The following is a 26,579-nucleotide window of genomic DNA, read 5'->3' on the forward strand; positions in this document are numbered from 1 at the left end:
ACGGGGCTCTTGGGTCCGGTCGCGCCTCGCGCACATCCGCTTGCACGGCGCCCGGACTTTTTTGCCAGATGATCGGGAGCTGGAAGTGTTAGTCGATCACCTGAACGATGCGCCGCGAGCGTGGCTCGACCAGCACCGTCTCACCGTTCACGACGGTGTAGCGGAACGGGGTTGAGCCGAAGCGCTGCGGCACGTCGTAGACTGTCACGCCGGTATCGGGCAGCACGGTGCCGACCACGACGCGATCCGGAATCGTGTAATTCGGCACGCGTTCGCGCACGATGTATTCGCGGAATGCCGGCCGCTGCTCGACCGTGATTCCGCCGCCTTCTTCGACGACAACGGTATTGCCGCCGACCACGCCGGTGGTGGTCGTGCCCTGCGCCTGCGCCGCGACCGGTGCACTGATAGCGCACGCCATCGCTGCAACGGCAAGTAATCGGTTTCGCATGGCTCACTCCTTCGCGACGATTTTGCTTTAAGGCGGGGTCTCCTCTGAGACGCCGCGCGTGCCGGCTTTTTGCCGATGCACAATGTGGGGCCAATGCATCGCGCGCGCCGATGTTCCGCAAAAAGCGCGGCCGTATCCGCGGCAATTTTGAGCAATTTTCGTGAATGGCGGAACCGATTGAACCGCCGGACGTCTCTCATGCTGGGCCGCGCTGGCTGGCGGGGCGGGGCCTCGGTTTGACGCGTTTTCTGCGCAGATAAGTCTACGCAATCTGCGTAAACTTGATTGCTATGCGAAACCGGTACCACTTCGCTCGAAAACGCTATGCCAGTACAATGCCCGCCTCGATTCGACTTCCCGAACACATCCGCCGGAGCTTCTTCAAATGGTCATCACTGCTGCGCATGTTCCTGCCATCGTGGCCCTGATCGCAGGCATTCTGATCCTGGTCATGCCGCGGCTGCTGAACTTCATCGTCGCGATCTACCTGATCTTCGTGGGTCTGGTCGGCATGGGGCTTTTGCGCTGGCTGCATTTGTAGGATCGAAAGCCCGTTCGCAGCTTGCGCCCGACACACCAAAGTGGTGTAAGGCCCGCATCTTCCTGCCCCTCTATCCGGATTATTGAAAGCCATGGCCAAAGCCGTCGCGAAGTCCAAGAAAATCGCAGAGAAAAGCGCAGCGAAATCAAAGCCATCCGCCACGGCCAGCAAGGCCGCCCCGGCGGCGCGAAAGGCGCTGAAGAAGAGCCCGCCAAAAGTGGCGGCAAAGCCTCCGGTCAAGGCCCCTGCCAAAGTCGCTGCCAAGGCTCCCGCCAAGACTGCTGTTAGGGCTGCCGTTAAGACCCCCGCCAAGCCGGCGGCGAAGTCCGTAACCAAGGCGCCGGTGTCAAAGCCGGCCGCGACTGCGATCAAGCCCAACAAATGGGTCTACACCTTCGGCGACGGCAAGGCCGAGGGCAAAGCCGATATGCGCGATCTGCTCGGCGGCAAGGGGGCCAACCTCGCCGAGATGGCCAATCTGGGCCTGCCGGTGCCGCCCGGCTTCACGATCCCGACCTCGGTCTGCACTTATTTCTACGAGCATGAGAAGACCTATCCGAAGGAGCTGAAGACGCAGGTCGAGAAGGCGCTCGACTATGTCGGCAAGCTGACCGGCAAGATCTTCGGCGACGCCAAGAACCCGCTGCTGGTCTCGGTCCGCTCCGGCGCCCGCGCCTCGATGCCGGGCATGATGGACACCGTGCTCAACCTCGGGCTGAACGACCAGACCGTGGAGGCGCTGGCCGAGCTCTCCGGCGACCGCCGCTTCGCCTATGACAGCTACCGCCGCTTCATCACGATGTATTCGGACGTGGTGCTCGGCTTCGAGCATCATCACTTCGAAGACATCCTCGACGCCTTCAAGGACAGCCAGGGCTATTCGCTGGACACCGACCTGACCGGTGACGACTGGGTCGAACTGGTCGGCAAGTACAAGGAAGCCGTCGAGCGCGAGACCGGCCATCCGTTCCCGCAGGATCCGCACGACCAGTTGTGGGGCGCGATCGGCGCGGTGTTCTCCTCCTGGATGAACGCGCGCGCGGTCACTTACCGCAAGCTGCACGACATCCCGGAGTCGTGGGGCACCGCCGTCAACGTGCAGGCGATGGTGTTCGGCAATATGGGCGAGACGTCGGCGACAGGCGTTGCCTTCACCCGCAATCCCTCGACCGGCGAGAGCAAGCTCTACGGCGAATTTCTGATCAACGCGCAGGGCGAGGACGTCGTCGCCGGCATCCGCACGCCGCAGGACATCACCGAATACGCGCGCCAGGAAAGCGGCTCCGACAAGCCGTCGATGGAAACCGCGATGCCCGACGCCTTCAAGGAGCTGACGCGGATCTACACGCTGCTCGAAAAACACTACCGCGACATGCAGGACATGGAGTTCACGGTCGAAGAGGGCAAATTGTGGATGCTGCAGACCCGCGGCGGCAAGCGCACCGCCAAGGCGGCGCTGCGCATCGCCGTCGAGCTCGCCAACGAGGGCCTGATCTCGAAAGAAGACGCGGTGGCGCGGATCGATCCGGCCTCGCTCGACCAGTTGCTGCATCCGACCATTGATCCGGCCGCGACGCGCGACGTGATCGCGACCGGCCTGCCGGCCTCGCCGGGCGCCGCCTCCGGCGAGATCGTGTTCTCCTCCGACGAAGCGGCCAAGCTGCAGGCCGACGGCCGCAAGGTCATCCTGGTTCGTGTCGAGACCAGCCCGGAAGACATCCACGGCATGCACGCCGCCGAAGGCATCCTGACCACCCGCGGCGGCATGACCTCGCATGCCGCGGTGGTGGCGCGCGGCATGGGCAAGCCCTGCGTCTCCGGCTGCGGCACCATCCGCGTCGACTACGGCCGCGGCACCATGAGCGTGGGCTCGCGCACCTTCAAGGCGGGCGACGTCATCACCATCGACGGCGGCGTCGGCCAGGTGCTGGCCGGGCGCATGCCGATGATCGAGCCGGAGCTGTCCGGCGAGTTCGGCACGCTGATGGGATGGGCCGATGCCGTCCGCAAGCTCGGCGTCCGCGTCAACGGCGACACGCCTGACGATGCGCGCACCGCGGTGAAGTTCGGCGCCGAGGGCATCGGCCTCTGCCGCACCGAGCACATGTTCTTCGAGGAGACGCGCATCCGCACGGTGCGCGAGATGATCCTGTCGGAAGACGAGCAATCGCGCCGCGCCGCGCTGTCGAAGCTGTTGCCGATGCAGCGCGCCGACTTCGTCGAGCTGTTCGAGATCATGAAGGGTCTGCCCGTCACGATCCGCCTGCTCGATCCGCCGCTGCACGAGTTCCTGCCGCACACCCAGGCCGAGATCGAGGAAGTCGCGCGCGCGATGAATACCGATCCGCGCCGGCTCGCCGATCGCGCCCGCGAACTGGCCGAGTTCAACCCGATGCTCGGCTTCCGCGGTTGCCGTCTGGCGATCGCCTATCCCGAAATCGCCGAGATGCAGGCGCGCGCGATCTTCGAGGCCGCGGTCGAAGCCGGCAAGCGTACCGGCAAGGCCGTCGGGCTCGAGGTGATGGTGCCGCTGATCGCCACCAAGGCCGAGTTCGACCTGGTGAAGGCGCGGATCGACGCCACCGCGCATGCGGTGATGAAGGAGACCGGCGCCAAGCTGACCTACCAGGTCGGCACCATGATCGAGCTGCCGCGCGCCTGCCTGATGGCCGGCAAGGTCGCCGAGACCGCCGAGTTCTTCTCGTTCGGCACCAACGACCTGACCCAGACCACCTACGGCATCAGCCGCGACGACGCCGCGAGCTTCCTCGGCACCTATATCGCCAAGGGTATCCTCGAGATCGATCCCTTCATTTCGGTCGATCGCGACGGTGTCGGCGAACTGGTCAAGATCGGCGTGGAGCGCGGCCGCAAGACGCGTCCCAATTTGAAAGTCGGCATCTGCGGCGAGCATGGCGGCGATCCCGCCTCCGTCGCGTTCTGTCACGAGGTCGGGCTCGACTATGTTTCCTGCTCGCCCTATCGCGTGCCGATCGCGCGGCTGGCGGCAGCCCAGGCGGCGCTCGGCAAGGCGATCGCAAGCCAGGCGTGACGCACTTCACCTCTCCCGCTTGCGGCGCAAGTGGGAGAAAAGGAACCCGCACCTCGTTCGCCGCGCAGCGGCCTTTGGAGTTACCTCTCCCGCTTGCGGGAGAGGTCGGCGCACAGCGCCGGGTGAGGGCTCTCTCCACACGAAGAATCCCGCTGTGGAGAGAGCCCTCACCCCAGCCCTCTCCCGCAAGCGGGAGAGGGAGCGCAGCATCGATCGCGGATGCAACTCGATCTCTCTCTCTTCATGCGCTAACTGAGAATGGCCGGGCTTTCCCGGCCGTTTCTTTTTGTGCGACGTGCGCGGGAGGAGGTTCAGCATGATCCTGCAGCAGCCGCTGCAAGGGAAGACGTTACAGCCGTAACCCAACTTTCGGCGTTCTGAAATCGAACCGTAACCCGGGCTCCGAATGCTCAGCCGATGAAGTTGAGGTTGGCACGAGATGGTTCAGATTGTTTTTGCGTCTTCAATTGAGATCAGGGCAGCGTCGGCCCAATGGCGGACGAGCGTCAGGATCGGGGCCTGATGGGAAGTGACCCTTCTATCACGGCTGCTTGTGCTGGTGGCTGTCGCTCTGCTGCCGGCAATAGCGATCCAAGCGTATAATGAATTCGACCTGCGTCGCGCCCGTCAGATCGAGGTGCAGAACCAGGCGCTCAATCTGGCCGAACTTGCCGCCGCGGAGCAACAGCAGATCGTCCAGGGAATTCATCAGGTCCTGATCACGCTGTCGGAGCTTCCGTCGATCAAGGCGAAGGACAGCGAACTATGCAATGCATATATGGGCGCGATAAAGCAGCGCTTCCCGGCTTTCCTTACCGTCGTCGTCACCGATCTGAACGGCGTCACCTTTTGCACCCCCGACAACAATCGTAGGCCGGTCGATGTCTCGAGAAGGGCCTACTTCGCCAATTTGCGGAAGACCGGCGCATTCTCCGTCGGCGAGTTCTCGATGGGCCTGTCATCGGGTCGAAGGGCCATTCAGTTTGCATTGCCTTTCTACGAACAGGGCGGGCAGATGGGGGGCGCCATCATCGCAACCCTCAGCCTGGATTGGCTCGCCGACTACATTGCGCGAAAGGGCGCTCCGGTGGGAGCTGCGCTCGGAATCATGGACCGCAACGGGAGATACCTTGCCCGTTTTCCCGACAACGCACGCTTTGTCGGGCGAACCCTGAGCGAGGAGCATGATTCACACTTCGAGAAATCGGGTGCGGCCGACACCATGGATCTCGACGGCGTGGAGCGGATCGTCGGCTATGCAGCTCTGCCGGACAGTTCCGGAGGCCTTCTGATCAGCTTTGGCCTGGACAAGGACCGGGCATTCACCGCAATCCAGCACGGCACGCAGCGCGGCATCTTCCTGATCGTCCTGAGCACCGCGCTGGTGCTGATCCTGACGTCATTGGGCGCCCGGCGGTTCGTCCGTCGTCCGCTTGGGCAATTGGTCGACGCTGCCAACCGATGGCGGCTCGGCGATTTTACCCGGCGGGTGGACATCCGCGGCACGTCCGAAATCGCGCGGGTCGCCGATGCATTCAACACCATGGCCGACGCGCTGGAACAGCGCGAGCACGAACTGTCCGACGCGAGGAAGAAAGCGGAAGAAGCCGCGGCCCGGATCACGATGATCTTCGAGAGCACCACCGACAGCGTGCTGATCATCGATCGGGACTGGCGCCTCACCTATCTCAACGGACCTGCCTGGGCAGACATTGCGGAAGGCCAGGACGTCAGGGGCATGACGTTGTCCGAGGCATTTCCGGACGCCGACGACCTCGATATCACCAACCAGATCCTGGAGGTGACGTCGACGCAGCGGCCGGCATTCCTCGAAGTGTTCTGCACGCGTCGACAGGTCTGGTACGCCATCAATGCGTTTCCCTCCAGCCAGGGTCTGGCGATCTTTCTCCGCGACATCACCGATCACAAGCATGCGGTGGAGGCGCGCCGGCTGATCGAGGAGCAATTCCACCAGAGCCAAAAGATGGAGTCGGTCGGTCAGCTCACCGGCGGTATCGCGCACGACTTCAACAATCTGCTCACGGTGGTCTCGAACAGCCTCAACCTCATCGAGGATGCAGGCGACATCTCGAAGGTCCGGCAGTTCGCCGCGGCGGCGCGGCGCGCCACCCAGCGCGGGGTCAAGCTGACGTCGCAGCTTCTCGCCTTCTCGCGGCGACAGATACTCAATCCCAAATTCGTCAACGCGAACCAGCTCGTTTGCGACTTCCAGGGTCTGATCCAGCAAGCGGTCGGGGGAGGGTGCGAGGTCAGGCTGCGGCCCGACGAGCACTTGTGGCTGTGCCATGTCGATCCCTCGCTGCTGGAGACCGCGCTCCTCAACCTTGCGCTCAATGGGCGCGATGCGATGCCGGACGGCGGCGTGCTCGAGATCGAGACGCGGAATGTCGAACTGGAGGAGGGGGCCGTGGCCGAGTGTCTGGCGGGATCGTATGTAAGGCTGGCGGTCACGGATTCCGGCTACGGGATGCCGCCCGAAGTGCGGGAGAGGATCTTCGAGCCCTTCTTCACGACCAAGGAAGTCGGCAAGGGGACCGGGCTCGGCCTCAGTATGGTCTACGGCTTCGTTCGACAGTCCGGTGGGCACGTTACCGTCGAAAGCACGCCGGGAGCAGGCACCACGGTCGCGCTCTACCTGCCCAAGGCCGACAAGGCGCCCGATGCGCCGGTGCAAGAACGGAAGGCGCGAGCCGTACCGGGTGGTTCGGAGCGGATCCTCGTCGTCGACGACAATGAAGATCTGCTCGAGGTCACCGCGGCGATGTTGAGTTCGTTCGGTTACGAAGTCGTCTGTGCCCGTAACGGCCTGGAAGCCCTGACGATGTTGAGGGGCGGCGAGCAGTTCGCGCTCCTGTTCAGCGACATTGTGATGCCGAGCGGCATGAACGGCATCGAGCTTGCGCGCGAAGCCAGGCGGCTGTGCACGGACATCAAGATCCTGCTCACCTCCGGTTACGCGGGAGATGCACTGGAGCGGCATCACGCGGTGGACGAGTTTCCGATCATCGAGAAGCCGTTCCATGTCGCCGACCTGGCGCGGCGCCTGCAGGCCATCCTGCACGAAGGCTAGGATCGCGTCGTGTGGCGCGTCGTGTCGCGAGCGCCTCGCGCCGGGTCGTACTCAGCCCGGCCTTTCTGCGTCCTTCACCTGTGTTTCATTCCAGGCGAGCGCGCGTCCATCCGCCGCCCGCAGTCTGAGGCGGGCGACCGGATCGCCGTTCGCCCGATCGACCAACACCGAATGCCGTTCGCCCGCACGGTAGAGATGGTCCTCGCCCCATTGCCGTAGGGCGACGATCGCGAGGAAGAGTCCGCGTCCCCTCTCGGTCAGGACGTATTCCTTGTAGGCGCTCCCGTCGGAGGCCGGCGCAGTCTCCAGCACGCCCCTCTCGGTGAGATCGCGCAGACGCGTCGCCAGCATCCCCTTGGCGATGCCGAGCCCGGTCTGGAACTCGCTGAAACGCCGCACGCCTTCGAACGCGTCGCGGATGATCAGCAGCGACCACCAGTCGCCGATCACATCCAGCGCCCGCGCCACCGGGCAATCCGCTCCCGACAGGCTGACACGCTTCACCATGGCCGCCGCTCTCCTCCTTCGCGCCCGAATACGCCGAATCTTGTTCTAAAATAGAACTAGATTTGCGTGCTGCAAGTAGTCTTAAGATAGGACCAGCTAGTTAGTGAAGCGCGACGAGGAGCCGATACGATGAGGCGCAATGAGACGGGTGAAACGGCAGACCAACCGCATGATGGGCTGTCGAGGACCACGACGCTCGTCTTCGCTGTCGCGGCAGGTCTTAGCGTCGCGAATATTTACTATGCGCAGCCGCTGCTCGACGCGATGGCCGATGATTTCGGGATTTCGCCGGCAGCGATCGGCCTCGTCGTGACGCTCACGCAGATCGGCTACGCATTGGGGCTGATCTTCATCGTGCCGCTTGGCGATCTCCTCGACCGTCGTCGTCTCATCGTGGTCCAGGGCATCATATCGACGGCCGCTCTTGCGGCTGTCGCGACAGCCAGGACCGAAGCTGTGTTGTTCGCCGGCATGGCGGTGGTCGGCCTGGTGGCGGTCGTGGTCCAGGTGCTCGTCGCCTTTGCCGCCACGCTGGCCTTGCCTTCGGAGCGCGGCAAGGCGGTCGGAACGGTGACCAGCGGCGTCGTGATCGGTATCCTGGCTGCGCGCTTCGTCGCCGGAATCCTCGCCGATCTCGGCGGGTGGCGGGCGGTCTATCTGACCTCGGCCGTGCTGACGCTCGCCATGGGCGGCATCCTGTTCCGCATCCTGCCGAAACATCTTCCGCCGCAAAGTTCCGACAGCTATTTCGTCACGCTGCGTTCGATCCCCAGGCTTTTCCTGCGCGAGCCCATCCTTCTCGTTCGCGGCATCCTCGCGCTGTTCATCTTTGCTGCGTTCAGCACCTTCTGGACGGCGCTGGTGCTTCCGCTCAGTGCTCCCCCGTTCTCGCTCTCGCACGGCCAGATCGGCCTTTTCGGTCTTGTCGGCGTGGCCGGCGCTGCCGCAGCAGGCAGCGCAGGGAGGCTGGCGGATCGCGGTCTCGGCCAATGGACGACGGGCCTGTCGCTCATGCTGCTGATCGCATCGTGGGGATTGATCGCGCTGTTGCCGCTGTCGATCCTCGCGCTCGTCAGCGGCGTGGTGCTGCTCGACCTCGCGGTGCAAGCGGTCCACGTGACCAATCAAAGCACCATCTTCGCGCTTCATCCGGAAGCGCGCAGCCGCCTCGTCGGCGGCTACATGGTGTTCTATTCGATCGGCAGCGCCATCGGCGCGATTGCTTCGACGACAGCCAATGCTCATGCGGGGTGGACCGGCGTCTCGATATTGGGAGCGGCCTTCAGCGCTGCCGCGTTGCTGGTCTGGGTTTCAACGCGTCGGATGGGTTCGTCGCTGCACGCGCGAATGTCGCCGGTCGCTTCGACGTAGGCGGTTGAAGATGCAGCGAGGGCAATCCGGAAAGCTGTGCATCTTCACGCGCATCACTCTCTTCGTTGACCTCGCATTTACCATTTTCATCCGCGAGGCATTTACCAACGCGTTCGATGCGTCGCGCAAGATCTCTGCGATTGCTTGCCTGTAGCGTGCAAGCCACGCCGATTAACTCCGCGGCAACCTAAATTCGATACCAACAAATTTGGTCGAATTGCACGGATGTACTGCGTTCGGTCGGTGTAAGCGTTGCGTGAGCGTATCGATGTTAGTGTTGCGTAACCATCCGAAGGGCGCACGGTTCGCGCTCTTCGGACTCGGTCTTAGCATCTTCGCATTGATGCCGACCGAGATCGGATATCAGGACATCGCGTCACTGCTTGCCCGTCAGCCCGGCGTCGCCGAGCGCTGGCAGACGCGCATGTTCTCCGCCATGGGAACGATCCAAGTCGCTGCCTACAGTTTCGGCCGACCGATCGGAACGTCCTCGCCGCAAGTTGCGACCTATCGGCTGGCGAGGCTCGACAGCCAGGGCGGCGACCTCGCCGGTTCCATCACCCGCAATCCGATCGTCGCGCCGCCGCCGCGCTATGTCGCCTCCGATTTTCCCAAGGTCGACCGCACGCTGAAGGGCGATCGTCTCGCCGTCGCGCCGCCGGCGCCGGCTGCAGCCGCGCCCAGCGAGTCCGCGCCCGCAAGCGAAGACCCGTCGACCTCGAATTCTTCCGTCAGCGGCATGAAGACCGCTGCGCCCGCGCCCGCCGAACATGTGCCGCTCGATCCGGAATTGCAGGCCGCGCTCAACGCGCCGCCATTACCGCAATATGCGCCGTCGCAGCCGCCGTCCGACGTCTCGCTGTCGCTGGAGGTCAATCCGCTCGGCGACTTCAAGAACGCGCAGCCCAAGGCGCCGGCGGCCGCGCCGGAGGCGGCGTCACCGCCGCGCGATGCATTCTCGTTCAAGACCTCGAGCCTGTTCTTCGGCTCGGCGCTCGGAACACCCGAGACGATGGAGCGATGGCAGCCCGGCGAGGAGCCGACGATTGTCGTTCCCGATGCGTCGCCAGATCCGGACATGAAGGTGATGGCCTCGCTGCCGGTCGACGCCGACGGCCCGGTGCGCGCCGGCGACATGGGCGAGAGCATCGCGCCGAAGGGCGAGGTCAATGCCGACAACCAGCACGCCAAGACGCCGGCCGAGCGGCTCGGCCTGTTCGACGAGAAGTCGCGCGCCAAGTCGGAAAAGTGTCTGGCTGAAGCCGTCTATTTCGAAGCGAGAGGCGAGGCGGTGCGTGGCCAGATCGCGGTGGCGCAGGTGGTGTTGAACCGCGCCTTCTCCGGCAAATATCCGACGACGGTCTGCGGCGTGGTCTACCAGAACAAGTACCGCCACTTCGCCTGCCAGTTCACCTTCGCCTGCGACAACGTCCGCGACGTGATCCGCGAGCCGGACATGTGGGACCGCGCGCGGAAGATCGCCAAGGAGATGCTCGATGGCCGGCTCTGGCTGCCCGAGGTCGACAAGTCGACGCACTATCACGCCTATTGGGTGCGCCCGTCCTGGGTCAGCGAGATGAAGAAGACGTACAAGTTCGGCGTCCACACCTTCTATCGCCCGCGCGCCTGGGGCGACGGCAGCGACGCGCCGAGCTGGGGCAGCCCGGCCGAGACCGCGGAGATCTCCGCAGAACTCGCCGAGGCCGCGCAAAGCTCCGCCGAGCAGGCCAGCGCGAAGCGGTAGCCCTAACGAGCGATAGGTACTGCGCCAGGACCACGAAGTCGTCATTGCGAGCGGAGCGAAGCAATCCATCTCGCCACACGCGGAGGCATGGATTGCTTCGCTCCGCTCGCAATGACGGGGGAGAGAGTTCGTCTCATTTTGCAGAGCTGCCCTGCGCTGAAATTTTTTTCTCCGGCCCTCTTGGGGTTTTCATGCAGATGCATTAACTCCGTGTAACCTTTCGCTCGGCCGGTTCCGGGCGCCATGTTTTCTAGCGGGGAAATCATTCGATGGCTGTGACCACCGGCGACCTTCGGCCTTCCTCCGGCCTCGATACGTGGCGGACGCCGCTGATCATCATCATCTGCGGCTGCGCGATCGCGCTGCTCAGCTTTGGGCCGCGCTCGGCGCTCGGCTTCTTCGTGCAGCCGATGAGCCGGGAATTCGCCTGGGGCCGCGATGTCTTCGGCCTCGCGCTGGCGCTGCAGAATCTGTTGTGGGGACTGGGCCAGCCGATCGCCGGCGCGATCGCCGACCGCTTCGGCATCATGCGCGTGATGATCGTCGGCGCGCTGCTCTATGCCGGCGGCCTCTACATGATGCGCTATTCGGCGACGCCGCTGTCGCTCGACATCGGCGCCGGCGTCCTGATCGGTTTCGGCCTGTCCGGCTCCTCGTTCAACCTGGTGCTGTCGGCTTTCAGCAAGTTATTGCCGCCGGAGAAGCGCGGCCTCGCGCTCGGCGCCGGCACTGCGGCGGGCTCGTTCGGCCAGTTCCTGTTCGCGCCGTTCGGCGTGGCGATGATCGACAATTTCGGCTGGCAGGCCGCGCTCACCGTGTTCGCCGCGCTGATGCTCCTGATCGTGCCGCTGTCGCTGGCGATCGCAACGCCGCGGGCGGAGACGACGAACGCGCCGGCCGGCGACCAGCAGTCGTTCAAGACGGCGATGGCGGAAGCGTTCGGCCACCGTTCCTATGTGCTGCTCGTGCTCGGCTTCTTCACCTGCGGCTTCCAGCTTGCCTTCATCACCGTGCACCTGCCGGCCTATCTCGTCGATCGGGGCATTCCGACCTCGACCGGCGGCTGGGTGATCGCGGCGATCGGCCTGTTCAACATCATGGGCTCGCTCGGCGTCGGCTGGCTGCAGAACTTCTTCCCCAAGCGCTACATCCTGTCGGTGATCTACTTCACCCGCGCGCTGGCAACCATTGCCTTCATTTCGTTCCCGATCACGACGTTCTCCGCGGTCGCCTTCGGCGCCATCTCCGGCCTGACCTGGCTGTCGACGGTGCCGCCGACCTCGGCACTGGTGGCGCTGATGTTCGGCACGCGCTGGTTCGCCACGCTCTATGGCTTCGCCTTCGTCAGCCATCAGGTCGGCGGGTTCCTCGGCGTCTGGCTCGGCGGCATCGTGTTCGAGCAGTTCGGTTCCTACACGCCGATCTGGTGGCTCTCGATCATGTTCGGCGTGCTGTCGGCGTTGATCAACCTGCCGATCGTGGAGGCGCCAGTGTCGCGCCCGGTTGCGCAGCCTGCCTGATGCGATAAACCAGTCCCAAACTTGATTTTCGTCATGCCCGGGCTTGTCCCGGGCATCCACGTCTGTCGAACTGCGGGCAAGAACGTGGATGGCCGGGACAAGCCCGGCCATGACGCACGAGAGATCAACGCGAGTTTGGGAGAGATTATCGTGGCGACGTTCAAGGCGATCAGGATCGACAAGGCGGACAAGGGTACGACCGCCGCGCTCACGCAATTCGACGACGCGGAATTGATGGATGGCGATGTCACCATCCGCGTCGAATGGTCGACGCTGAACTACAAGGACGGCCTGGCGCTGACCGGCAAGGCGCCGGTGGTACGGCGCTTCCCGATGATCGCCGGCATCGATTTCGCCGGCACCGTCGAGCAATCCGCCCATCCCGACTGGAAGGCCGGCGACAAGGTCGTCTGCAACGGTTGGGGCATGGGCGAGACCCATCTTGGCGCCTATGCCCAGAAGGCGCGCGTCAAGGGCGACTGGCTGGTGCGCCTGCCCGACGGGATCTCGGCGCGCGACGCGATGGCGATCGGCACGGCCGGCTACACCGCGATGCTCTCGGTGCTGGCGCTGGAGGACCACGGGCTCACCCCCAAGAGCGGCCCGATCGTGGTGACGGGGGCTGCCGGCGGGGTCGGTTCGGTTGCGACAGCCGTGCTGTCGAAGCTCGGCTATCACGTGATCGCCTCGACCGGGCGGCAATCGGAGGCGGCCTACCTCAAGGGCCTCGGCGCTGCCGAGGTGATCGACCGCGGCGAACTGACCGTCCCGGTCAAGCCGCTTGCGAAGGAGCGCTGGGCCGGCGGCATCGACAGCGTCGGTTCGACCACGCTCGCCAACATGCTCTCGATGACCAAGTACGGCGGCGCCATCGCCGCGTGCGGCCTTGCGGCCGGCATGGACCTGCCTTCTTCGGTCGCCCCGTTCATTTTGCGTGGAGTGTGCCTTATCGGCATCGATTCGGTGATGTGCCCGATCGAACGTCGCAAGCGGGCCTGGAGCCGCCTCGCCGGCGATTTGGACAAGGCAAAACTCGCTGATATCACTCACGAAATCAGCCTGGATCAGGCTATCTCCTATGGCCCGAAAATCCTCGCGGGCGAGGTCCGCGGCCGGATCGTGGTAAAGATAGTCTGACGGCGTTCAGAATTTACCAACCAAACTGCTCCAATGTTGCCTTGGTTGGTATGGTAAGCAGCGGGTAAAGGCGGGGTGCCCGCGCTGGGTAAGTTGGAGTGGCTCATGCTTGCGCGTCTGCTATTGGGGACGGTCATGGCCGGGGCGACGGTCGTGCCCGCGCTGGCCGGAATGATGAACGCTGAAGAGGCCAGGCGATTTGTCGCTGGCAAGGTATTCGCCTTCACCTGCTTTGACGGTACCCGCGGCGCGGGCCGTATCCTCGACGACATGGGCGCCGCCGGTTCGATCCAGTTCTCCGGCTCCGGCCCGATTCGCCACGTCAGGTTGCCGGGCAACACGCTGCAGGTTCGCGGCCAGGCCGTCTGCGCCTCGCTGAAGGGCCTTCCGTTCGAGCCCTGCTTCAATCTCGACAAGCGCGACGATCGCTCGTTCCGCGGCTCGGTGTCGGGCATGGGCTTTGCCTATTGCGACTTCCGCCACCAGGGCGTCAAGCAGATGCTGCTGGCGCGCTCGGTGGCGCGGCCGCGCTCGCTGCGTGCCTCGGAAGCGACCCGCTCGGCCGACGCCGCGCGCACCGAAGTGTCCGCGCGCGTCGAGACGCCGGCCGTCGAGCGTACCAAGCTCGAGGCGGTGAAGCCCGAACCGGCGCAACCGGAAGGCGCGTCGGAATTGCGCCGTTCGACCGAGTAACTGGAAGCACCAGTCCTGCCGACGTCGCCTGATCGCAGTGGCGGCGAAGACCCGTAGTGCTACGGGTTCGTGAATTCATGGCTTGGTAGCGACTGGCCGCCTATCTAATGTGAGGACGGCCGGGGGTGGGCCAACAACTGAGTTCCACATGCCGCAATATTTCTTCAGGATCAGCCACGGTCGCTTCGCGGGCGCGTCCGATCAGGGGTCGGAATTCGAAAGCCGTGAGGCCGCATGGGCCGAGATGACCAAGGTCAGCGGCAATCTTCTCGGCAGCATTGCGCGCAGCCTCAAGCAGGACGCCGAGTGGCAGATGGAATTGATCGACGAGAGCAAGAAGCCCGTGTTCAGGATCCGCCTGATCGCGGAGTCGGTCGACTAGAGCTGACTTTTGTTGAATCGGCGTGACCGCAGTGTTCACCTCTCCCATAGGGAAAGGTCGGCGCGCAGCGCCGGGTGAGGGGTTACGGTCCCTCGATACGGCTCATCCCCCTCACGCGGATCGCATTCCGCTGCGCTGCATGCGATCCGACCTCTCCCCGATGGGGAGAGGTAAGGCACTTCCGACGCGGCACTAACCTGAGCTCATCACACTTTAGCTTGGTCTCCCGAATCATTGCGCCATAGCCAGACCGAGAGCGGGCGGGTGCGTCCGCGGATGCGCGTCTCGCTGGGACCGGCGAGCGTGCCGCTCTCGAACAATGCGGATGCGGGGCCGGCCTGTCGCAAGAGGTCGTCGCTGAGCGCCAGTGCCGCGCCTTGTTTGGCCGCAACCTCCATCAGACGGCTCGCCACGTTCACGGTATCGCCGGTCGCGGTGATGTGCTGATAGCTGCCGCCAAGCCGCGAGGCGACGATCGGGCCGAAATGCGCGCCGACCTTGAAGCCGATCCGTGGTGCCATCGTTCCCGGCAACGAATCGATCCATTGCGCGACGCGATTGCAAAGCGTGACGGAGCAGTGCGCGGCTGTGCGGGCATCGTCCTCGGTGGCTTCCGGCAGGCCAAACAGGATCATGGCGCCATCGCCGAGGAAGCTCGTGATGATCCCACCGTGGGCCTCGACCTCGTCGTCGACCAGGGTGTGAAAATCCTTGAGCAGCGCCAGCCCCGCATCGATATCGAGCGTCTCGCTCAGTGCCGTGAAGCCCGAGAGGTCGATGAAGATGACCGCTGCATCCTGGTGCCGCGGCTCGAGCAGGAACGCCGGATTGCCGGTCAGCCATTTGTTGAGCGCCGGCGCCTGGAATTGCTGCAACAGCTCGCTCTTCACAGCGAAATATTGCGCCTGCCGCCGATTGAGCCAAAGCTGGATCGATCCGAACAGGATCGCCGGCGGTCCGGCGGCCGCGATGGGCAATGCCGCGCTGAGCCAGATGCCGCGCGAAAATGCGACGTAGTTCATGACAGCCCAGATCGCCACCAGCGCCGCGATCGAGAGCAGGCCAGCCGCGCTGCGCCGCCACGCCAACAGGCCGACCACCGCAAGCGTCAGCGCCACTGCGAGGATCGCGTCAATCAGGCGTGTCGAACGATCGCGCAGGATGCCGCCGCCGGTCATCAGGTGATCGATCGCGGTCGCGACGATCTCGACACCGGGCATCACGGGATCGAACGGCGTCGGAAACACGTCGCCGCCGCCTGTCACCGTCGCACCGATGACGACGATGCGGTCGCGGATGGCCGCTTGCGCGACGTCACCATCCAGCACCGACGCGGCACTCACGGTAGGCACCGTGCCGCGCCGGCCGTAATAGGCGAGCGGCAGCACATGATCGATGTCGGTCGGGATGTTCCGGCCCGCAAGGCGGACGCTGTCCGCCTCGATCACCGGCTCGTGGCCTGTGGCCAGTGCCGCGACGCGCAGCGGAAACGACAATTCGACCTTGTCGCTGGTTCGAACCAGCAGGGGAATGCCGCGCGGCGTGCCCGATTTGTCGGTCGTCAGGTTGACGACGCCGACTGCCGCATGTTCAGCGAACACGGGAAGCGGGCGCAGGAATTTCTCCGCCCGCGGCAGGCGGCCGAGCGGGCTCTTGTCGTCCGCCTCCAGGATCTGGATCGCATCGGGAAACACCGCGGCAGCGGCAATGGCGGAGGGACGCTTTGCGAGCGCCTGCGCGAGCGCCGCATCGCCGCCGTCCTTGCCCGGGTCGAGCAGCAAGAGGTCGACCGCGATCGCGCGCGGCCCGTAGCTTGCGATCTTCTCGATGATCGCGGCGAGGTCGGCGCGTGGCAGCGGATAGCCGCCTTGCTTGGCGACCGTCTCATCGTCGATGGCGACGATCGTGACGAGGTCGGGTGCCGCGCGCTCACCACGCGCCAGCAACCGCAGGTCGGTCAGCGCACCTTCGGCACGGTCGAGGAATTGAACGTCGCCGTTCCAGTAGCCTGTTCCCAGCGCGGCCGCCCAGACGAACGAGAGCAGAAGCGCGATTGTCGTTTGAAGGATCCGGCCGGTCACCAAGGATCATTGTCCGAGGCGCGCGAGCAGCGCGTCGATGCGCGGCTGCCCCCAGCGCTTGACCGCCAACGGCTCATTCCCCGGATCGACGTCGACGCCTTCGCCCGGACCAAGCACCACCTGGTTTCCGCCGCGCGGTCGCCGCACCGCGACCCGGCCCTGCAGCACGAGCACCGATGTCCTCGCCTCCTGCACATCGACCGCCCATTTGGTCCCGCGCACGGCCGCAATGGCTTGTGGCGTGTTGACGCGAAACCGATTCCTGCCGCGCTGTTTGGGCTCGTCGAGTAGCAGCGCCTTGCTCTGCAGATCGACCGACGTCGCGCTGCCGTCGTGACCTTGCAGCGTGAACCTCGCGCCGTCCTCGGCGACGATGATCAGCCCGTCGTGGCAGCGCAGGACTTGCGTCGCTCTCGGGCCTGGCGACGACGGACATGTCGCGGCCATCGTCTGCGCTGCCGCAGGCTGGATCGCAAGTGTGGTGTAGATGATAATGAGGCTCGCCAGCCGCACGAGCGCTCCCGCAATGTCTCGGTGCAAAACGCTCCCCTCGCTAAAATGGTCGGTCACTGCAATATCGCTCTTTGAAACTCACACTATGTCGAGAAAATGTCTACTTGGATCCAGTACCATAGGCATGAGCCGACGCGACACGTCGCCATGCACGGAGTCGTGTCACAGGGACGTGATGTCGGCCATGCCCCGGGCGGGCCTGCGCGCGCGTGATGGGAACCTGCCGGTTTATCCCGCGACCGGCGGCGACGCCGCCTGTCGCCGGAACAGGATGCGCTGGTAGAACCAGCCGATCGCGACCAGCACCACGCCGAGGCACATGAAGGACAGCGCGCGGTAGACGCCGGTGAGCTGCGACATGTCGATGACGAATGCCTTGACGATGGTCAGCGCGATGACGGCGGCAGATGCCATCCGCGCGCGCTGCGAGCCAACGACGATGCCGATCCCGAGCAGCACGACGCCGAACGCCAGCCAGGCGATCGAATAGGTGTATTGTTCGGCACCGGTGGTCGGGCCATGCGACAGCACGGGACCGTGGTAGAGCCGGCGGATTTCAAAGCTGACATAGGTAAGCGCGAGGATCAGCGCGCCGGCCGCGAGCGTGTTGCCGTAGGCGGCCGGGCGCCGGCCCGCCACCGCGTAGGACAACAATAGCGCCAGCACTGCGGGCAGGGCATAGCCGAGCAGGAGCAGGTTGATGAAGCTGCCGCCGACATTGATCGGCCACAGGATCGGCGTCTCCAGCAGCATCAGGCCGAAGACGGCAGCAAGCCCGGCGAACGCCGTCAGCAGCACCGCGCCGATGTTGTGCACGATGCTGGCCGTACGGATGCGCAGGCGCTCCAGCCCGATCGCCATCGCCAGCGCCGTGCAGACCTGCAGCGCGACCTCGGTGAGGCCGGCGCTGTTGCGGTAGACGTCGCCCTGGTTGACGGCGTGGCGGATCTCCATGAAAGCGAGCAGGACCGTGAACAGGATCGCGGCCGACTCCACCGCGCGGAGCGGCGCATCGTCGCCATTGCGGCGCAGGAAGACGCTGGCGGCCCAGAACGAGGCGGCGGGAATGCCGTAGCCCCAGAGCAGCCAGTTGAAGATCGGCGTAGTGCCGACGGCATCGCCGACAATCCGCGGCTCGTAGCCGATGCGCAGCACCACGATGCTGGCGAGGATGGCGGCCAATGTGCGCAGGAATGGAATTGGCCGCTGCAGCGAAATCCAGGCGGTGCCGAGCGACATCAGCGCCAGCGCGATCGTAAGCCAGCCCTTTTCCAGCGCGAATGTGAGCGCGAGCGCCAGCGCGGCGAGCGTGCCGGTCGCAAACAGCGCGATCGAAGCGGACAGTCCGGGACGGTCCTCGCGCCTGGACAGGAATTCGGTCGCGGCGGCGAAGGCCGCGGCGAGCAGTACCGCGAGAATCGCGAACGGGATCGAGCGGTCGAGCTGCGCGATCCGCGCGTAGAGCGCGATCAATAGCGCGAGCGGCGTGAAGGTCGCGACGGCTGCCCACGGCACCGTGATCGCGGTCGCGGTGAAGCGGCGCTGCGCGAGGAAGCCGGTCACGCCGAACATGCTGGCGAAGATCGCCGCCGTGGTCAGGTGCAGCGAGACCGAGCCGTCGGTGGCGTTCGGGCCGATGCCGGGCAGGGGGCCGCCGGGCAGCACCAGCATGTCCGGATTGCCGCGCACCGCCCATTCGGCGAACGCGACGAACACGAACAGCGCGCTGGCGACGATCGCGGCGGTGGCCGCCGGCGTCCGCCAGGCGACGAACAGGCTGCCGGCGACCAGAAGGCCGAAGGTGATCAGCGCGGGGTCGGCGTGAAAGCTGTTCAGCACGATCAGCAGCGCGCCGACCAGATAGGCGATCAGCGCGCTCGATGAGATCGGCTCGACCTGCTCGCCCTCTGCCTCCGGTCCGAACATGAAGCCGCAGACGACGAGCAGCGCAGCGAGGATGAATCCCGCGATGACATGGAAGGCGTGCGGCCCGATCATCGACGGCCCGCATTGCAGGCAGGGAAAGGTCCAGAGCAGCGCGAACACGACCGTGGTGACGGCGAGCCAGCGCCACAGCCGGATGCGGGCGAGACCGAAGGATGCCGCGGTGACGATCGCAAGATAGATGTAGAGCGCCCAGAAATCCGGCTTGTCGGATGACACGAGGATCGGCGTGGCGAAGGCGCCGACCACGCCAAGCCCCGCCAGCGCCGGCCCGTGCAGCAGCGCCGCGGCGAGCGTGCCGAGTGCGACCAGTCCGAGCAGCACGAAGGCGGTGGCCGGCGCAAGGAAGTCGTAGAGCGCATAGGCCGCGTAGACGGTCGCGAATGCCACCGCCGTTCCGGCGGCGGTCAGGATCGATGGAATATTGGCGATCGGCAGCGGCGCGATCGCGGAAATGCTTTCCTTGCGCCGCGTCCATTCGCCGGCCGCGAGCAGTGCCAGCGCGAACAGGCCGCCGAGCATGGTGCGCACGCCCGGCCCGAACAGGCCGGCCTCGATCGAATAGCGCACCATGAAGAAGCCGCCGAGCGCCAGCGTCAGGCCGCCGAGCCACACCACCCACCGGGTGCCGATGGTCTCCTCGAAGCCGGGTTGCGCAGGCGGCAGCGGCGGCGGAGCAGGCGGTGCGCCGCTTGGCGCATCCGGCTCCGCAGCATGCTCGAACATAGCTGGCGAGACCTGAATGGCCTCGGGCGGCAATGGCGGTGGCGTGGCCGCAGCCGGCGACGAGGTCGCAAGCGTCGGCTCCGGCTCGTGCTCCGGGGCGAGTGGCGGCGGCGATACCGGCCGTGCCGCTGCAGCGTTCGCGCTTTCGATGGCGTCCAGCCGCGTGCGCAGCGCGGCCACCTCGTTCATTGACTTCAGCGCAAACGCAAATGCGACGATCGCAATGACGAAAACAATGAACTCAAGCATCAGGCCTCCGGGCGGGCGCGCTAGAGCATGATCCGGAAAAGTGTGAAGCGGTTTTCCGAAAGGATCATGCTTAAACGATAACCTAAAGCGCGATGATGATTCATCCTTATCTCATCGCGCTTTTGGGCGTAACGAGTCACGTCCGCGGTCGTCGCAATCCATTGAGTGGAGGTTGCCCCGCAAAAAGTTCAAATGATAAGCGGCATTTCCACGCGGCTCACTCGAGGTGGACCCGGAACGGCTGGTTTTCGACGCTCATCGCGCCGGGCCCGATCTCGTCGAGCGCGCGCAGCATCCGCCCCTCCCGCCCGAGCGCCTTGTCGGCGAGGCTCACCATCAGCCGGTTGGGCGAGGCGATCGGGGAGGCGGCGCGGATCTTGCGCGCGATCTCGACCTCGTCGCGATGCGGATTGAGCGCGCAGGCGGCGGCAAACGCGCTCGCGGTCGAGCGGCTGATGCCGGCATAACAGTGCACCACCATCGGGGCCCTGCGGTCCCAGCTCCGCACGAAGTTCAGGACTTTCTCGATGTGCTCTTCCGACGGCGCGATGAATCCATCAATCACTTCGGTGATGTCGTCCATCTGCACGCGCAGATGGTTGGCCTCGAGCACCGAGGCCGGCCGCTGAACCTGCGCGACATTGGCCATCACGGTGAGGATGTGGCTGGCGCCGGTCAGTCTTACGGTTTCGGGAAGCGCGGCGAGCGAGCAGACGTGAAGCATCATGGTCCTTGGGCACGTGGTTGGGGCCGATTATAGCCGCTGCCGTATGGCGGGCAAAGCGCAGCGTGCCCACCATATCTCCACGATCTCGCTTGGAACGGTGGGCACGCTGCGCTTTGCCCACCCTACGCACCTACGCCGCTACCGCGTTGAAGCGTTCGAGGAACCGCTTCTCGGCTCTCGCGGCGGTCCATGGTGTCAGGTAGTCGCGCTCGGTTGCTTCCGGCAGGGCGGGATCGCGGCCGAACAGGCGCCTGGCTTCGGCTTCCGAGAATCCCGCAAGGCGGGTTGCTTCGAGATAGGCGGCGCCGCGGTCGGCGGCCTTGATCTGCTGCGTGATCTCCTCAGTCAGCACGGCAGGCAGGCCGAAGCGGATGTGGATCGCGGAGAGCAGGCGCCTCTCCACGGTCTTGTAGTCGCCGCCGAGCACCGCCTTGAACGGCGAGATCATGTCGCCGATGACATATTCCGGCGCATCGTGCAGCAGCGCCGCGCGCCGCACGCTGACATCGACGCGCGGCATCTGTTGGCGCATCACCGCTTCCACCAGCAGCGTATGCTGCGCGACCGAGAAGATATGCGCGCCACTGGTCTGCCCGTTCCAGCGCGCGACGCGGGCGAGCCCGTGGGCGATGTCGGCGATCTCGATGTCGAGCGGCGAAGGATCGAGCAGATCGAGCCGCCGCCCGGACAGCATGCGTTGCCAGGCCCGCGCGTCCTGCTTGGGCGCCGGTGATCTTCCGGTCATTTCACTTTGAAGCGCGGGTTGCGATGCTTGCCGCCGCAACTCTCGTGGCAGAAGCAGGTGACGAGATGGTCGTTGACGATGCCGGTCGCCTGCATGAAGGCGTAGACGATGGTCGGGCCGACGAACTTGAAGCCGCGCGAGGCCAGTTCTTTCGAGACCTTGATCGACAGCGGCGTCGAGGCCGGCACGCTCGCCGTGGTCTTGAACTCGTTGACCTTGGGCCGGCCGTCAACAAAATCCCACAGGAATTTCGAGAAGCCCGGTCCTTCTTCCATGATCTTCAAGTAGGACTTCGCGCTCGCGATCGTGCCCTCGATCTTGGCGCGGTTGCGCACGATGCCGACATCGTTCATCAGCGCATGGACCTTCTTGGCGTTGTAGCGCGCGATCTTTTCGGGCTGGAAGTCGTCGAAGGCTTTGCGGAAATTCTCGCGCTTGCGCAGGATCGTGATCCAGGAGAGGCCGGCCTGGAAACCGTCGAGGATCAGTTTCTCGTAAAGCGCGCGGTCGTCATATTCCGGCACGCCCCATTCCTCGTCATGATAGGCGACGTAGAACGGATCTTCGCCCGGCCACGGGCAGCGAATCTTGCCGTCGGGATGCAGTTTCGCGGTGCGGCTCATGCGACGGTCTTTTTCGGCGCGGCGCGGACGACGTCAGGTTCGGCGAGCTTTAGGCCGAGGCCGCCGGCGGAGAGCGAAAGCCCGGCATCGAGCGCATCGGTGACGCGGTCGGTGCGGACCAGCGCCAGGCCGTTCTGTCCGGCGGCCGAGCCCATGGTGCCGACCGGCTTGTCGCCGGCGAGGATGGTGGCGCCCGGCTCGGGCGAGAGGTCGTCCAGGATGACCTTGACGGTGCGCGTGCGCGCGGTGCCGCGATGCTGCATTCGCGACACCACTTCCTGGCCGACATAGCAGCCCTTGTCGAAATCGACGCCGCCGAGCCGGTCCATGTTGGTCTCGTGCGGGAAGGCATCGCCATAGCTGAAATCGAGGCCGCCGCGCGGAATCCCGGTGGCGATGCGATGCGCCTCATAGGCGGCGCTGTCGATGAGGTCGGCGCCGATGAGATCCGCGACCTTGGCTTTCAAGTCTTCCGGCACGAGGATGCGGAAGCCCAGCGCGTCGTTGCGGGGATCGCGGAAGCAGAGGTCGGGCTTCATCGCCGGTTCGCCGTCCCAGGCGGCCAGCACGCCGAGCCCGTCGGACAGGTTCTCGACCGCGACCTTTGCGCGCAGCTTGTAGAAGCGCAGCTTGTCGGTGAGCGCTTGCGCAAGGACGCGCGGGGCGTCGATCAGGAAGCCGCCGCCATCGCCCGCGGGCGCCTCCGTGATCAGGAAATCGACGATGATCTTGCCCTGCGGGGTCAGCAGCGCGCCGAACCGGCCCGCGCCTGGCTCGAGGTCGGTCAGGTCTGATGTGACGAGGCCGTTGAGAAAGTTGCGGGCGTCCTCGCCCGTCACCTTGACCACGCCCCGATCTGGTAGAAATGCTGCTTTCATGCGGCTCTATTCGGCCTTTTCCAAGGTTCCTTTGGGAAACGGAGCTGGCGGATATTCCTTCCGAAGTTAAGGCGCTAAACTGCGCCGAACAAGGCCCGGCAGGCAGCTTGAACACGGGCGCGAGGAGCGATGAATCAGCGTTTTGACACCATTCTAAAATCCGGCACCGTGGTCAATCAGGATGGCGAGGGTGTTCGCGACGTCGGCATCAGGGGCGGCCGCATTGCCGAGATCGGCGGCCTGAACTGCGATTCGGCCGACGAGGTGATCGACTGCAAGGGCCTGCATGTCCTGCCCGGGGTAATGGATACCCAGGTGCATTTCCGCGAGCCCGGCCCGACCCACAAGGAAGATCTGGAGACCGGATCGCGCAGCGCGGTGCTGGGCGGCGTCACGGCCGTGTTCGAGATGCCGAACACCGATCCGCTGACGGTGACGGAGACGGCCTTCGCCGACAAGGTGCAGCGCGCCCGTCACCGCATGCATTGCGATTTCGCCTTCTTCATCGGTGGCACCCGCGAGAATGTGCAAGACCTGCCGGAGCTCGAACGCGCGCCGGGCTGCGCCGGCGTCAAGGTGTTCATCGGCTCCTCCACCGGCACACTGCTGGTCGAGGACGACGAGAGCCTGGCCCGCATCTTCAAGGTAATCCGCCGCCGCGCCGCGTTCCACGCCGAGGACGAGTACCGCCTCAACGACCGCAAATCGCTCAGGATCGAGGGCGATCCGCGCTCTCATCCGCTCTGGCGCGACGAGGTCGCCGCGCTGATGGCGACGCAGCGGCTGGTCAAGCTCGCGCATGAGACAGGCAAGCGCATCCACGTGCTGCACATCTCGACCAAGCAGGAGATCGATTTCCTGCGCGACCATAAGGACGTCGCCTCCTGCGAGGCGACGCCGCATCACCTCACCATGGCCGCGCCGGAATGCTACGAGCGGCTCGGTACCCGCGCGCAGATGAATCCGCCGGTGCGTTCGGCCGACCATCGCGAGAGGATCTGGTACGGCATCGAGCAGGGCATCATCGACGTGCTCGGCTCCGACCACGCCCCGCACACGCTGGAAGAGAAGGCGAAGACCTATCCGGCGTCGCCCTCCGGCATGACCGGCGTGCAGACGCTGGTGCCGTTGATGCTCGATCACGTCAACGCCGGCCGGCTGTCGCTGGCGCGCTTCGTCGACCTCACCAGCGCGGGGCCGGCGCGGCTCTTCAACATCGCCTGCAAGGGCCGCATCGCGGCCGGTTATGACGCCGATTTCACCATTGTCGATCTCAAGCGCAGCGAGACCATCACCAACAAGTGGATCGCCTCGCGCGCGGGCTGGACGCCCTATGACGGGATGCGCGTCATCGGCTGGCCGGTCGGCACGTTCATCCGCGGCAAGCGGGTGATGTGGCAGGGCGAGGTGGTGACGCCGTCGCTGGGCGAGCCGGTGCGGTTTCTGGAGACGTTGAGGGCGTAGCGTCCTCCGTCATTGCGAGCGCAGCGAAGCAATCCATTTCTCCACTTGCGGAGGCATGGATTGCTTCGTCGCTATCGCTCCTCGCAATGACGGCGAAAAAAGCGGCGATGACGGTGTGTTGAAACGGTACTACTGCCGCGCCAGCGTCAGCGAGAATTCGCCGTTGCGCACGCGTGCCGGCAGCCCCTCGACGAACTTCGCCACCGCTTCCTCGCCATAGGTGCCGACCAGTTCGGCCAGCGCGGCGAACAGGCTCGCCTGCGCGAGGCAGTCGCCGTCGATGCCGTCATGGCGCGCTTCGGCCCAGGCCTCGTTCAGATAGGTGAGCGCGGCCTGCTTCTGCTCGTGGTCAGGCAGGGGATCGCGGGCAATCGAGAACGCTGGAATGCGCATGAAACTCACAAGGCATGTCGGCGCGATTCACGGCGAATCGCGTCATGCACAAAGCTGTAGCACGCGGATTGGGCACGCCTAGGCCACTTCTTTAGGAAAGGTTAATGGCGGCGCTCAAGGTGAATCGATCGTCTACGCGGTCAGTTCGCATAGCGCGCGGTCAGGTCCCGGGAGATCTTCGAACCCTCTTCGACGTAGCGGCGGATCGCCACGACGGCGGCCGGCGTGCAGGTGCGGTAGGTCTGCTGGAAGCCGTTATAGCCGCGGTTGAAGCCCGCGATCATGCGGGCGCGGCGGTCGCCGGAGGGGGTTTCGGCGTCGATCAGCGCCTGCATCTCGTTGCGCCATTTGGCGCCTTCGTTGCTGCCGCAGATGCCGCGCAGATAGTGCAGGGTGCCGAGGATCTCGGCGAGCCGCTGCAGATCGCCGTCGAACGGCGCTGCGGCATCCTCCGCCCGCGCAGGCGAGAGATTGCACGCCGTGACGAGGACGAGGGCGGCCAGGAGAACTTTCGACATGGGAGCGTCATATGCCCCCGGATTGTGCTGCAGGCAAGGCGCCGGAACCCGCCCCATAGGGCATCAAATCAGCCGCCGGGCGGCCTGGATCACCTCTTGCAGGCCGCCGGTGACCTTGAGGTCGCCGATCGCCTCGGGCTCCAGCCATTTGAAATCATCATGCTCGTCGTTCAGATGGGGTTCCCGCGCCACCCATCGTGCCGCGAACGACATGATCAGGTAATGCCCGCCACCGGTCGGCCCGGGCAGCACCTCGCGCCAGCCGGCCAGCGCGACAATGTCGATTCGGAGCCCGGTTTCCTCGTCGACCTCCCGGTGCAGCGCCGTATGCAGCGACTCGCCGAATTCGACCCGGCCGCCCGGCAGCGAATAGAAGCCTTTGCCGGGCGAGCGCGCGCGGCGGACCAGCAGCACCTTGCCGTCGCGAAAGATCGCGCCGGAGACGGCAAGCTGGGGGCGGGCAGGCAGGGTGGGGGAGGTCAAGAAGCGATCCAAAACTGTCGGAAACTGGCTGGATCATGCCCGAACAGGGCCGAAAGGTCTAACCGCAGAACTCGTCATGCCCGGGCTTGTCCCGGGCATCCACGCCTTCCTTCGCGGCTCCAGGACGTGGATGGCCGGGACAAGCCCGGCCATGACGGCGAAGGTGCAATTTGCGGCCGGCCAGCTACTCGCTGGCCATGATTCGCTCGATGTCGGCTTCGGTGCCGCCGTTGATGATGCCGCCGGCGAGGGCGACCAGTGGCTTGACCCAGATCGTGGCCTGTTCAGCCAGCTTGGCACGGGTCTTGTCCTGACGCACCTTGCCCATCGCGGCGCTCACCGCGGTCAATATCGAGGTCATCGTGTTCGTAATGTTGTCGAACTCGGCGCGGGTGGTGGGATCGGCCGATTCATAGGCCTCGATCGCGAGGTCGCGCGCCCTGAAATTGGAGGCCGTGAAGTGCTCGGCATAGGACAACGGGTGCCAGCTCATGAAATCCTCGGCACATTCCGGCATATCCGGAATCATCTCGAGTAGCATGATGGCTTCGTTGAAGTGATTGAGGTAATCGGTGGCAAGCCCGGTGCGCGGATTGATATTGCCGGCGCGCAATGCCGCCGCGCGGGCCTCGTCAGGGCCCGCCGGTCGCGGCGTCGGACGATTGGATTCCGCTGCTGGTGAGCCCATGGAGATCATTGTGCGCAGTGTTTGACAGGGGCGGTTAAAAGGTCCTGAACGAGTACTA

The 26,579-nt window shown here is 65.1% G+C and carries 23 protein-coding genes; 10 read left to right on the plus strand and 13 right to left on the minus strand.

Features of this window, described 5'->3' with window-relative positions:
* Positions 1-88 precede the first annotated feature (88 nt).
* Complete coding sequence (locus ACVJGD_RS36990) at positions 89-451, minus strand: DUF1236 domain-containing protein (protein ID WP_456638823.1); 363 nt, start codon at positions 449-451, stop codon at positions 89-91.
* Positions 452-836: 385 nt separating this feature from the next.
* On the opposite strand from ACVJGD_RS36990, the gene ACVJGD_RS36995 reads away from it, so the two are divergent.
* The 3 genes from ACVJGD_RS36995 to ACVJGD_RS37005 all read left to right on the plus strand — a co-directional run bounded on the left by ACVJGD_RS36995 (position 837) and on the right by ACVJGD_RS37005 (position 7,135).
* On the plus strand, positions 837-992 hold the full coding sequence (locus ACVJGD_RS36995; protein ID WP_080663951.1) for a DUF3096 domain-containing protein: 156 nt from the start codon (positions 837-839) through the stop codon (positions 990-992).
* Positions 993-1,083: 91 nt separating this feature from the next.
* Entirely contained in the window at positions 1,084-4,044 is a 2,961-nt protein-coding gene (gene ppdK / locus ACVJGD_RS37000; RefSeq protein WP_456638824.1) for a pyruvate, phosphate dikinase, read from the plus strand.
* Positions 4,045-4,573: 529 nt separating this feature from the next.
* The gene (locus tag ACVJGD_RS37005; RefSeq protein ID WP_456638825.1) at positions 4,574-7,135 is read left to right on the plus strand and encodes an ATP-binding protein; all 2,562 of its coding nucleotides are present in this window, start codon (positions 4,574-4,576) and stop codon (positions 7,133-7,135) included.
* Between the two features lie 51 nt (positions 7,136-7,186).
* Here ACVJGD_RS37005 and ACVJGD_RS37010 read toward each other — a convergent pair whose 3' ends face one another.
* A complete protein-coding gene (locus tag ACVJGD_RS37010; protein ID WP_456638826.1) occupies positions 7,187-7,642 on the minus strand; it encodes a winged helix-turn-helix transcriptional regulator in 456 nt (151 codons plus the stop codon).
* Between the two features lie 129 nt (positions 7,643-7,771).
* On the opposite strand from ACVJGD_RS37010, the gene ACVJGD_RS37015 reads away from it, so the two are divergent.
* The 6 genes from ACVJGD_RS37015 to ACVJGD_RS37040 all read left to right on the plus strand — a co-directional run bounded on the left by ACVJGD_RS37015 (position 7,772) and on the right by ACVJGD_RS37040 (position 14,489).
* Positions 7,772-9,013: an MFS transporter gene (locus ACVJGD_RS37015; protein ID WP_456638827.1), complete on the plus strand. Its 1,242-nt coding sequence runs from the start codon at positions 7,772-7,774 to the stop codon at positions 9,011-9,013.
* Positions 9,014-9,281: 268 nt separating this feature from the next.
* Positions 9,282-10,757, plus strand: coding sequence for a cell wall hydrolase (locus tag ACVJGD_RS37020; RefSeq protein WP_456638828.1), 1,476 nt, complete (start codon positions 9,282-9,284; stop codon positions 10,755-10,757).
* Positions 10,758-11,026: 269 nt separating this feature from the next.
* The gene (locus ACVJGD_RS37025) at positions 11,027-12,277 is read left to right on the plus strand and encodes an MFS transporter (protein WP_456638829.1); all 1,251 of its coding nucleotides are present in this window, start codon (positions 11,027-11,029) and stop codon (positions 12,275-12,277) included.
* 150 nt (positions 12,278-12,427) lie between these two features.
* Positions 12,428-13,414 carry an acrylyl-CoA reductase (NADPH) gene (gene acuI, locus ACVJGD_RS37030; protein ID WP_456640492.1) on the plus strand — a complete coding sequence of 329 codons (987 nt, stop codon included), beginning with the start codon at positions 12,428-12,430 and terminating at the stop codon, positions 13,412-13,414.
* A 105-nt stretch (positions 13,415-13,519) separates the two neighbouring features.
* On the plus strand, positions 13,520-14,107 hold the full coding sequence (locus tag ACVJGD_RS37035; protein ID WP_456638830.1) for a hypothetical protein: 588 nt from the start codon (positions 13,520-13,522) through the stop codon (positions 14,105-14,107).
* 148 nt (positions 14,108-14,255) lie between these two features.
* Positions 14,256-14,489: a DUF6894 family protein gene (locus tag ACVJGD_RS37040; RefSeq protein WP_225118947.1), complete on the plus strand. Its 234-nt coding sequence runs from the start codon at positions 14,256-14,258 to the stop codon at positions 14,487-14,489.
* 206 nt (positions 14,490-14,695) lie between these two features.
* Here ACVJGD_RS37040 and ACVJGD_RS37045 read toward each other — a convergent pair whose 3' ends face one another.
* The 7 genes from ACVJGD_RS37045 to ygfZ all read right to left on the minus strand — a co-directional run bounded on the left by ACVJGD_RS37045 (position 14,696) and on the right by ygfZ (position 22,975).
* Complete coding sequence (locus ACVJGD_RS37045; RefSeq protein WP_456638831.1) at positions 14,696-16,570, minus strand: CHASE2 domain-containing protein; 1,875 nt, start codon at positions 16,568-16,570, stop codon at positions 14,696-14,698.
* A 6-nt stretch (positions 16,571-16,576) separates the two neighbouring features.
* Positions 16,577-17,110 (minus strand): FecR domain-containing protein, encoded by a 534-nt coding sequence (locus ACVJGD_RS37050; protein ID WP_456638832.1) that lies wholly within the window; start codon positions 17,108-17,110, stop codon positions 16,577-16,579.
* Positions 17,111-17,311: 201 nt separating this feature from the next.
* Complete coding sequence (locus ACVJGD_RS37055) at positions 17,312-20,002, minus strand: DUF2339 domain-containing protein (protein WP_456638833.1); 2,691 nt, start codon at positions 20,000-20,002, stop codon at positions 17,312-17,314.
* A 217-nt stretch (positions 20,003-20,219) separates the two neighbouring features.
* Positions 20,220-20,726, minus strand: coding sequence for a tyrosine phosphatase family protein (locus ACVJGD_RS37060; protein WP_456640493.1), 507 nt, complete (start codon positions 20,724-20,726; stop codon positions 20,220-20,222).
* 133 nt (positions 20,727-20,859) lie between these two features.
* The gene (locus ACVJGD_RS37065) at positions 20,860-21,474 is read right to left on the minus strand and encodes a YfbR-like 5'-deoxynucleotidase (RefSeq protein ID WP_456638834.1); all 615 of its coding nucleotides are present in this window, start codon (positions 21,472-21,474) and stop codon (positions 20,860-20,862) included.
* Positions 21,471-22,097 (minus strand): DNA-3-methyladenine glycosylase I, encoded by a 627-nt coding sequence (locus ACVJGD_RS37070; RefSeq protein WP_456638835.1) that lies wholly within the window; start codon positions 22,095-22,097, stop codon positions 21,471-21,473. Before ACVJGD_RS37070 ends, ACVJGD_RS37065 begins: the two co-directional genes overlap by 4 nt.
* Complete coding sequence (gene ygfZ, locus ACVJGD_RS37075) at positions 22,094-22,975, minus strand: CAF17-like 4Fe-4S cluster assembly/insertion protein YgfZ (protein ID WP_456638836.1); 882 nt, start codon at positions 22,973-22,975, stop codon at positions 22,094-22,096. Before ygfZ ends, ACVJGD_RS37070 begins: the two co-directional genes overlap by 4 nt.
* A gap of 129 nt (positions 22,976-23,104) precedes the next feature.
* Between ygfZ and ACVJGD_RS37080 the strand changes: the two genes are divergently transcribed.
* Positions 23,105-24,439 (plus strand): dihydroorotase, encoded by a 1,335-nt coding sequence (locus ACVJGD_RS37080; protein WP_456638837.1) that lies wholly within the window; start codon positions 23,105-23,107, stop codon positions 24,437-24,439.
* A gap of 129 nt (positions 24,440-24,568) precedes the next feature.
* Here the strand turns inward: ACVJGD_RS37080 and ACVJGD_RS37085 are convergent, their stop codons facing one another.
* From ACVJGD_RS37085 to ACVJGD_RS37100, 4 genes are all read right to left on the minus strand, one after another.
* Positions 24,569-24,832: a hypothetical protein gene (locus tag ACVJGD_RS37085; RefSeq protein WP_454617336.1), complete on the minus strand. Its 264-nt coding sequence runs from the start codon at positions 24,830-24,832 to the stop codon at positions 24,569-24,571.
* Between the two features lie 140 nt (positions 24,833-24,972).
* On the minus strand, positions 24,973-25,350 hold the full coding sequence (locus ACVJGD_RS37090; RefSeq protein WP_456638838.1) for a TIGR02301 family protein: 378 nt from the start codon (positions 25,348-25,350) through the stop codon (positions 24,973-24,975).
* A gap of 63 nt (positions 25,351-25,413) precedes the next feature.
* Positions 25,414-25,833 carry an NUDIX hydrolase gene (locus tag ACVJGD_RS37095; RefSeq protein ID WP_456638839.1) on the minus strand — a complete coding sequence of 140 codons (420 nt, stop codon included), beginning with the start codon at positions 25,831-25,833 and terminating at the stop codon, positions 25,414-25,416.
* 184 nt (positions 25,834-26,017) lie between these two features.
* Positions 26,018-26,521, minus strand: a complete 504-nt coding sequence (locus ACVJGD_RS37100; protein WP_456638840.1) for a hypothetical protein — start codon at positions 26,519-26,521, stop codon at positions 26,018-26,020.
* Positions 26,522-26,579: the final 58 nt, after the last annotated feature.

This window comes from Bradyrhizobium sp. USDA 10063, assembly GCF_054063735.1.

Coding starts and splice junctions, on each gene's coding strand:
- ACVJGD_RS37040 (WP_225118947.1), top strand. CDS start 14,256: ATGCCGCAATATTTCTTCAGGATCAGCCACGGTCGCTTCGCGGGCGCG.
- ACVJGD_RS37070 (WP_456638835.1), bottom strand. CDS start 22,097: ATGAGCCGCACCGCGAAACTGCATCCCGACGGCAAGATTCGCTGCCCG.
- ACVJGD_RS37090 (WP_456638838.1), bottom strand. CDS start 25,350: ATGTCGAAAGTTCTCCTGGCCGCCCTCGTCCTCGTCACGGCGTGCAAT.
- ACVJGD_RS37025 (WP_456638829.1), top strand. CDS start 11,027: ATGGCTGTGACCACCGGCGACCTTCGGCCTTCCTCCGGCCTCGATACG.
- ACVJGD_RS37010 (WP_456638826.1), bottom strand. CDS start 7,642: ATGGTGAAGCGTGTCAGCCTGTCGGGAGCGGATTGCCCGGTGGCGCGG.
- ACVJGD_RS37015 (WP_456638827.1), top strand. CDS start 7,772: ATGAGGCGCAATGAGACGGGTGAAACGGCAGACCAACCGCATGATGGG.
- ygfZ (WP_456638836.1), bottom strand. CDS start 22,975: ATGAAAGCAGCATTTCTACCAGATCGGGGCGTGGTCAAGGTGACGGGC.
- ACVJGD_RS37080 (WP_456638837.1), top strand. CDS start 23,105: ATGAATCAGCGTTTTGACACCATTCTAAAATCCGGCACCGTGGTCAAT.
- ppdK (WP_456638824.1), top strand. CDS start 1,084: ATGGCCAAAGCCGTCGCGAAGTCCAAGAAAATCGCAGAGAAAAGCGCA.
- ACVJGD_RS37065 (WP_456638834.1), bottom strand. CDS start 21,474: ATGACCGGAAGATCACCGGCGCCCAAGCAGGACGCGCGGGCCTGGCAA.
- ACVJGD_RS37055 (WP_456638833.1), bottom strand. CDS start 20,002: ATGCTTGAGTTCATTGTTTTCGTCATTGCGATCGTCGCATTTGCGTTT.
- ACVJGD_RS36990 (WP_456638823.1), bottom strand. CDS start 451: ATGCGAAACCGATTACTTGCCGTTGCAGCGATGGCGTGCGCTATCAGT.
- ACVJGD_RS37060 (WP_456640493.1), bottom strand. CDS start 20,726: ATGCTTCACGTCTGCTCGCTCGCCGCGCTTCCCGAAACCGTAAGACTG.
- ACVJGD_RS36995 (WP_080663951.1), top strand. CDS start 837: ATGGTCATCACTGCTGCGCATGTTCCTGCCATCGTGGCCCTGATCGCA.
- ACVJGD_RS37020 (WP_456638828.1), top strand. CDS start 9,282: ATGTTAGTGTTGCGTAACCATCCGAAGGGCGCACGGTTCGCGCTCTTC.
- ACVJGD_RS37035 (WP_456638830.1), top strand. CDS start 13,520: ATGCTTGCGCGTCTGCTATTGGGGACGGTCATGGCCGGGGCGACGGTC.
- ACVJGD_RS37100 (WP_456638840.1), bottom strand. CDS start 26,521: ATGGGCTCACCAGCAGCGGAATCCAATCGTCCGACGCCGCGACCGGCG.
- ACVJGD_RS37085 (WP_454617336.1), bottom strand. CDS start 24,832: ATGCGCATTCCAGCGTTCTCGATTGCCCGCGATCCCCTGCCTGACCAC.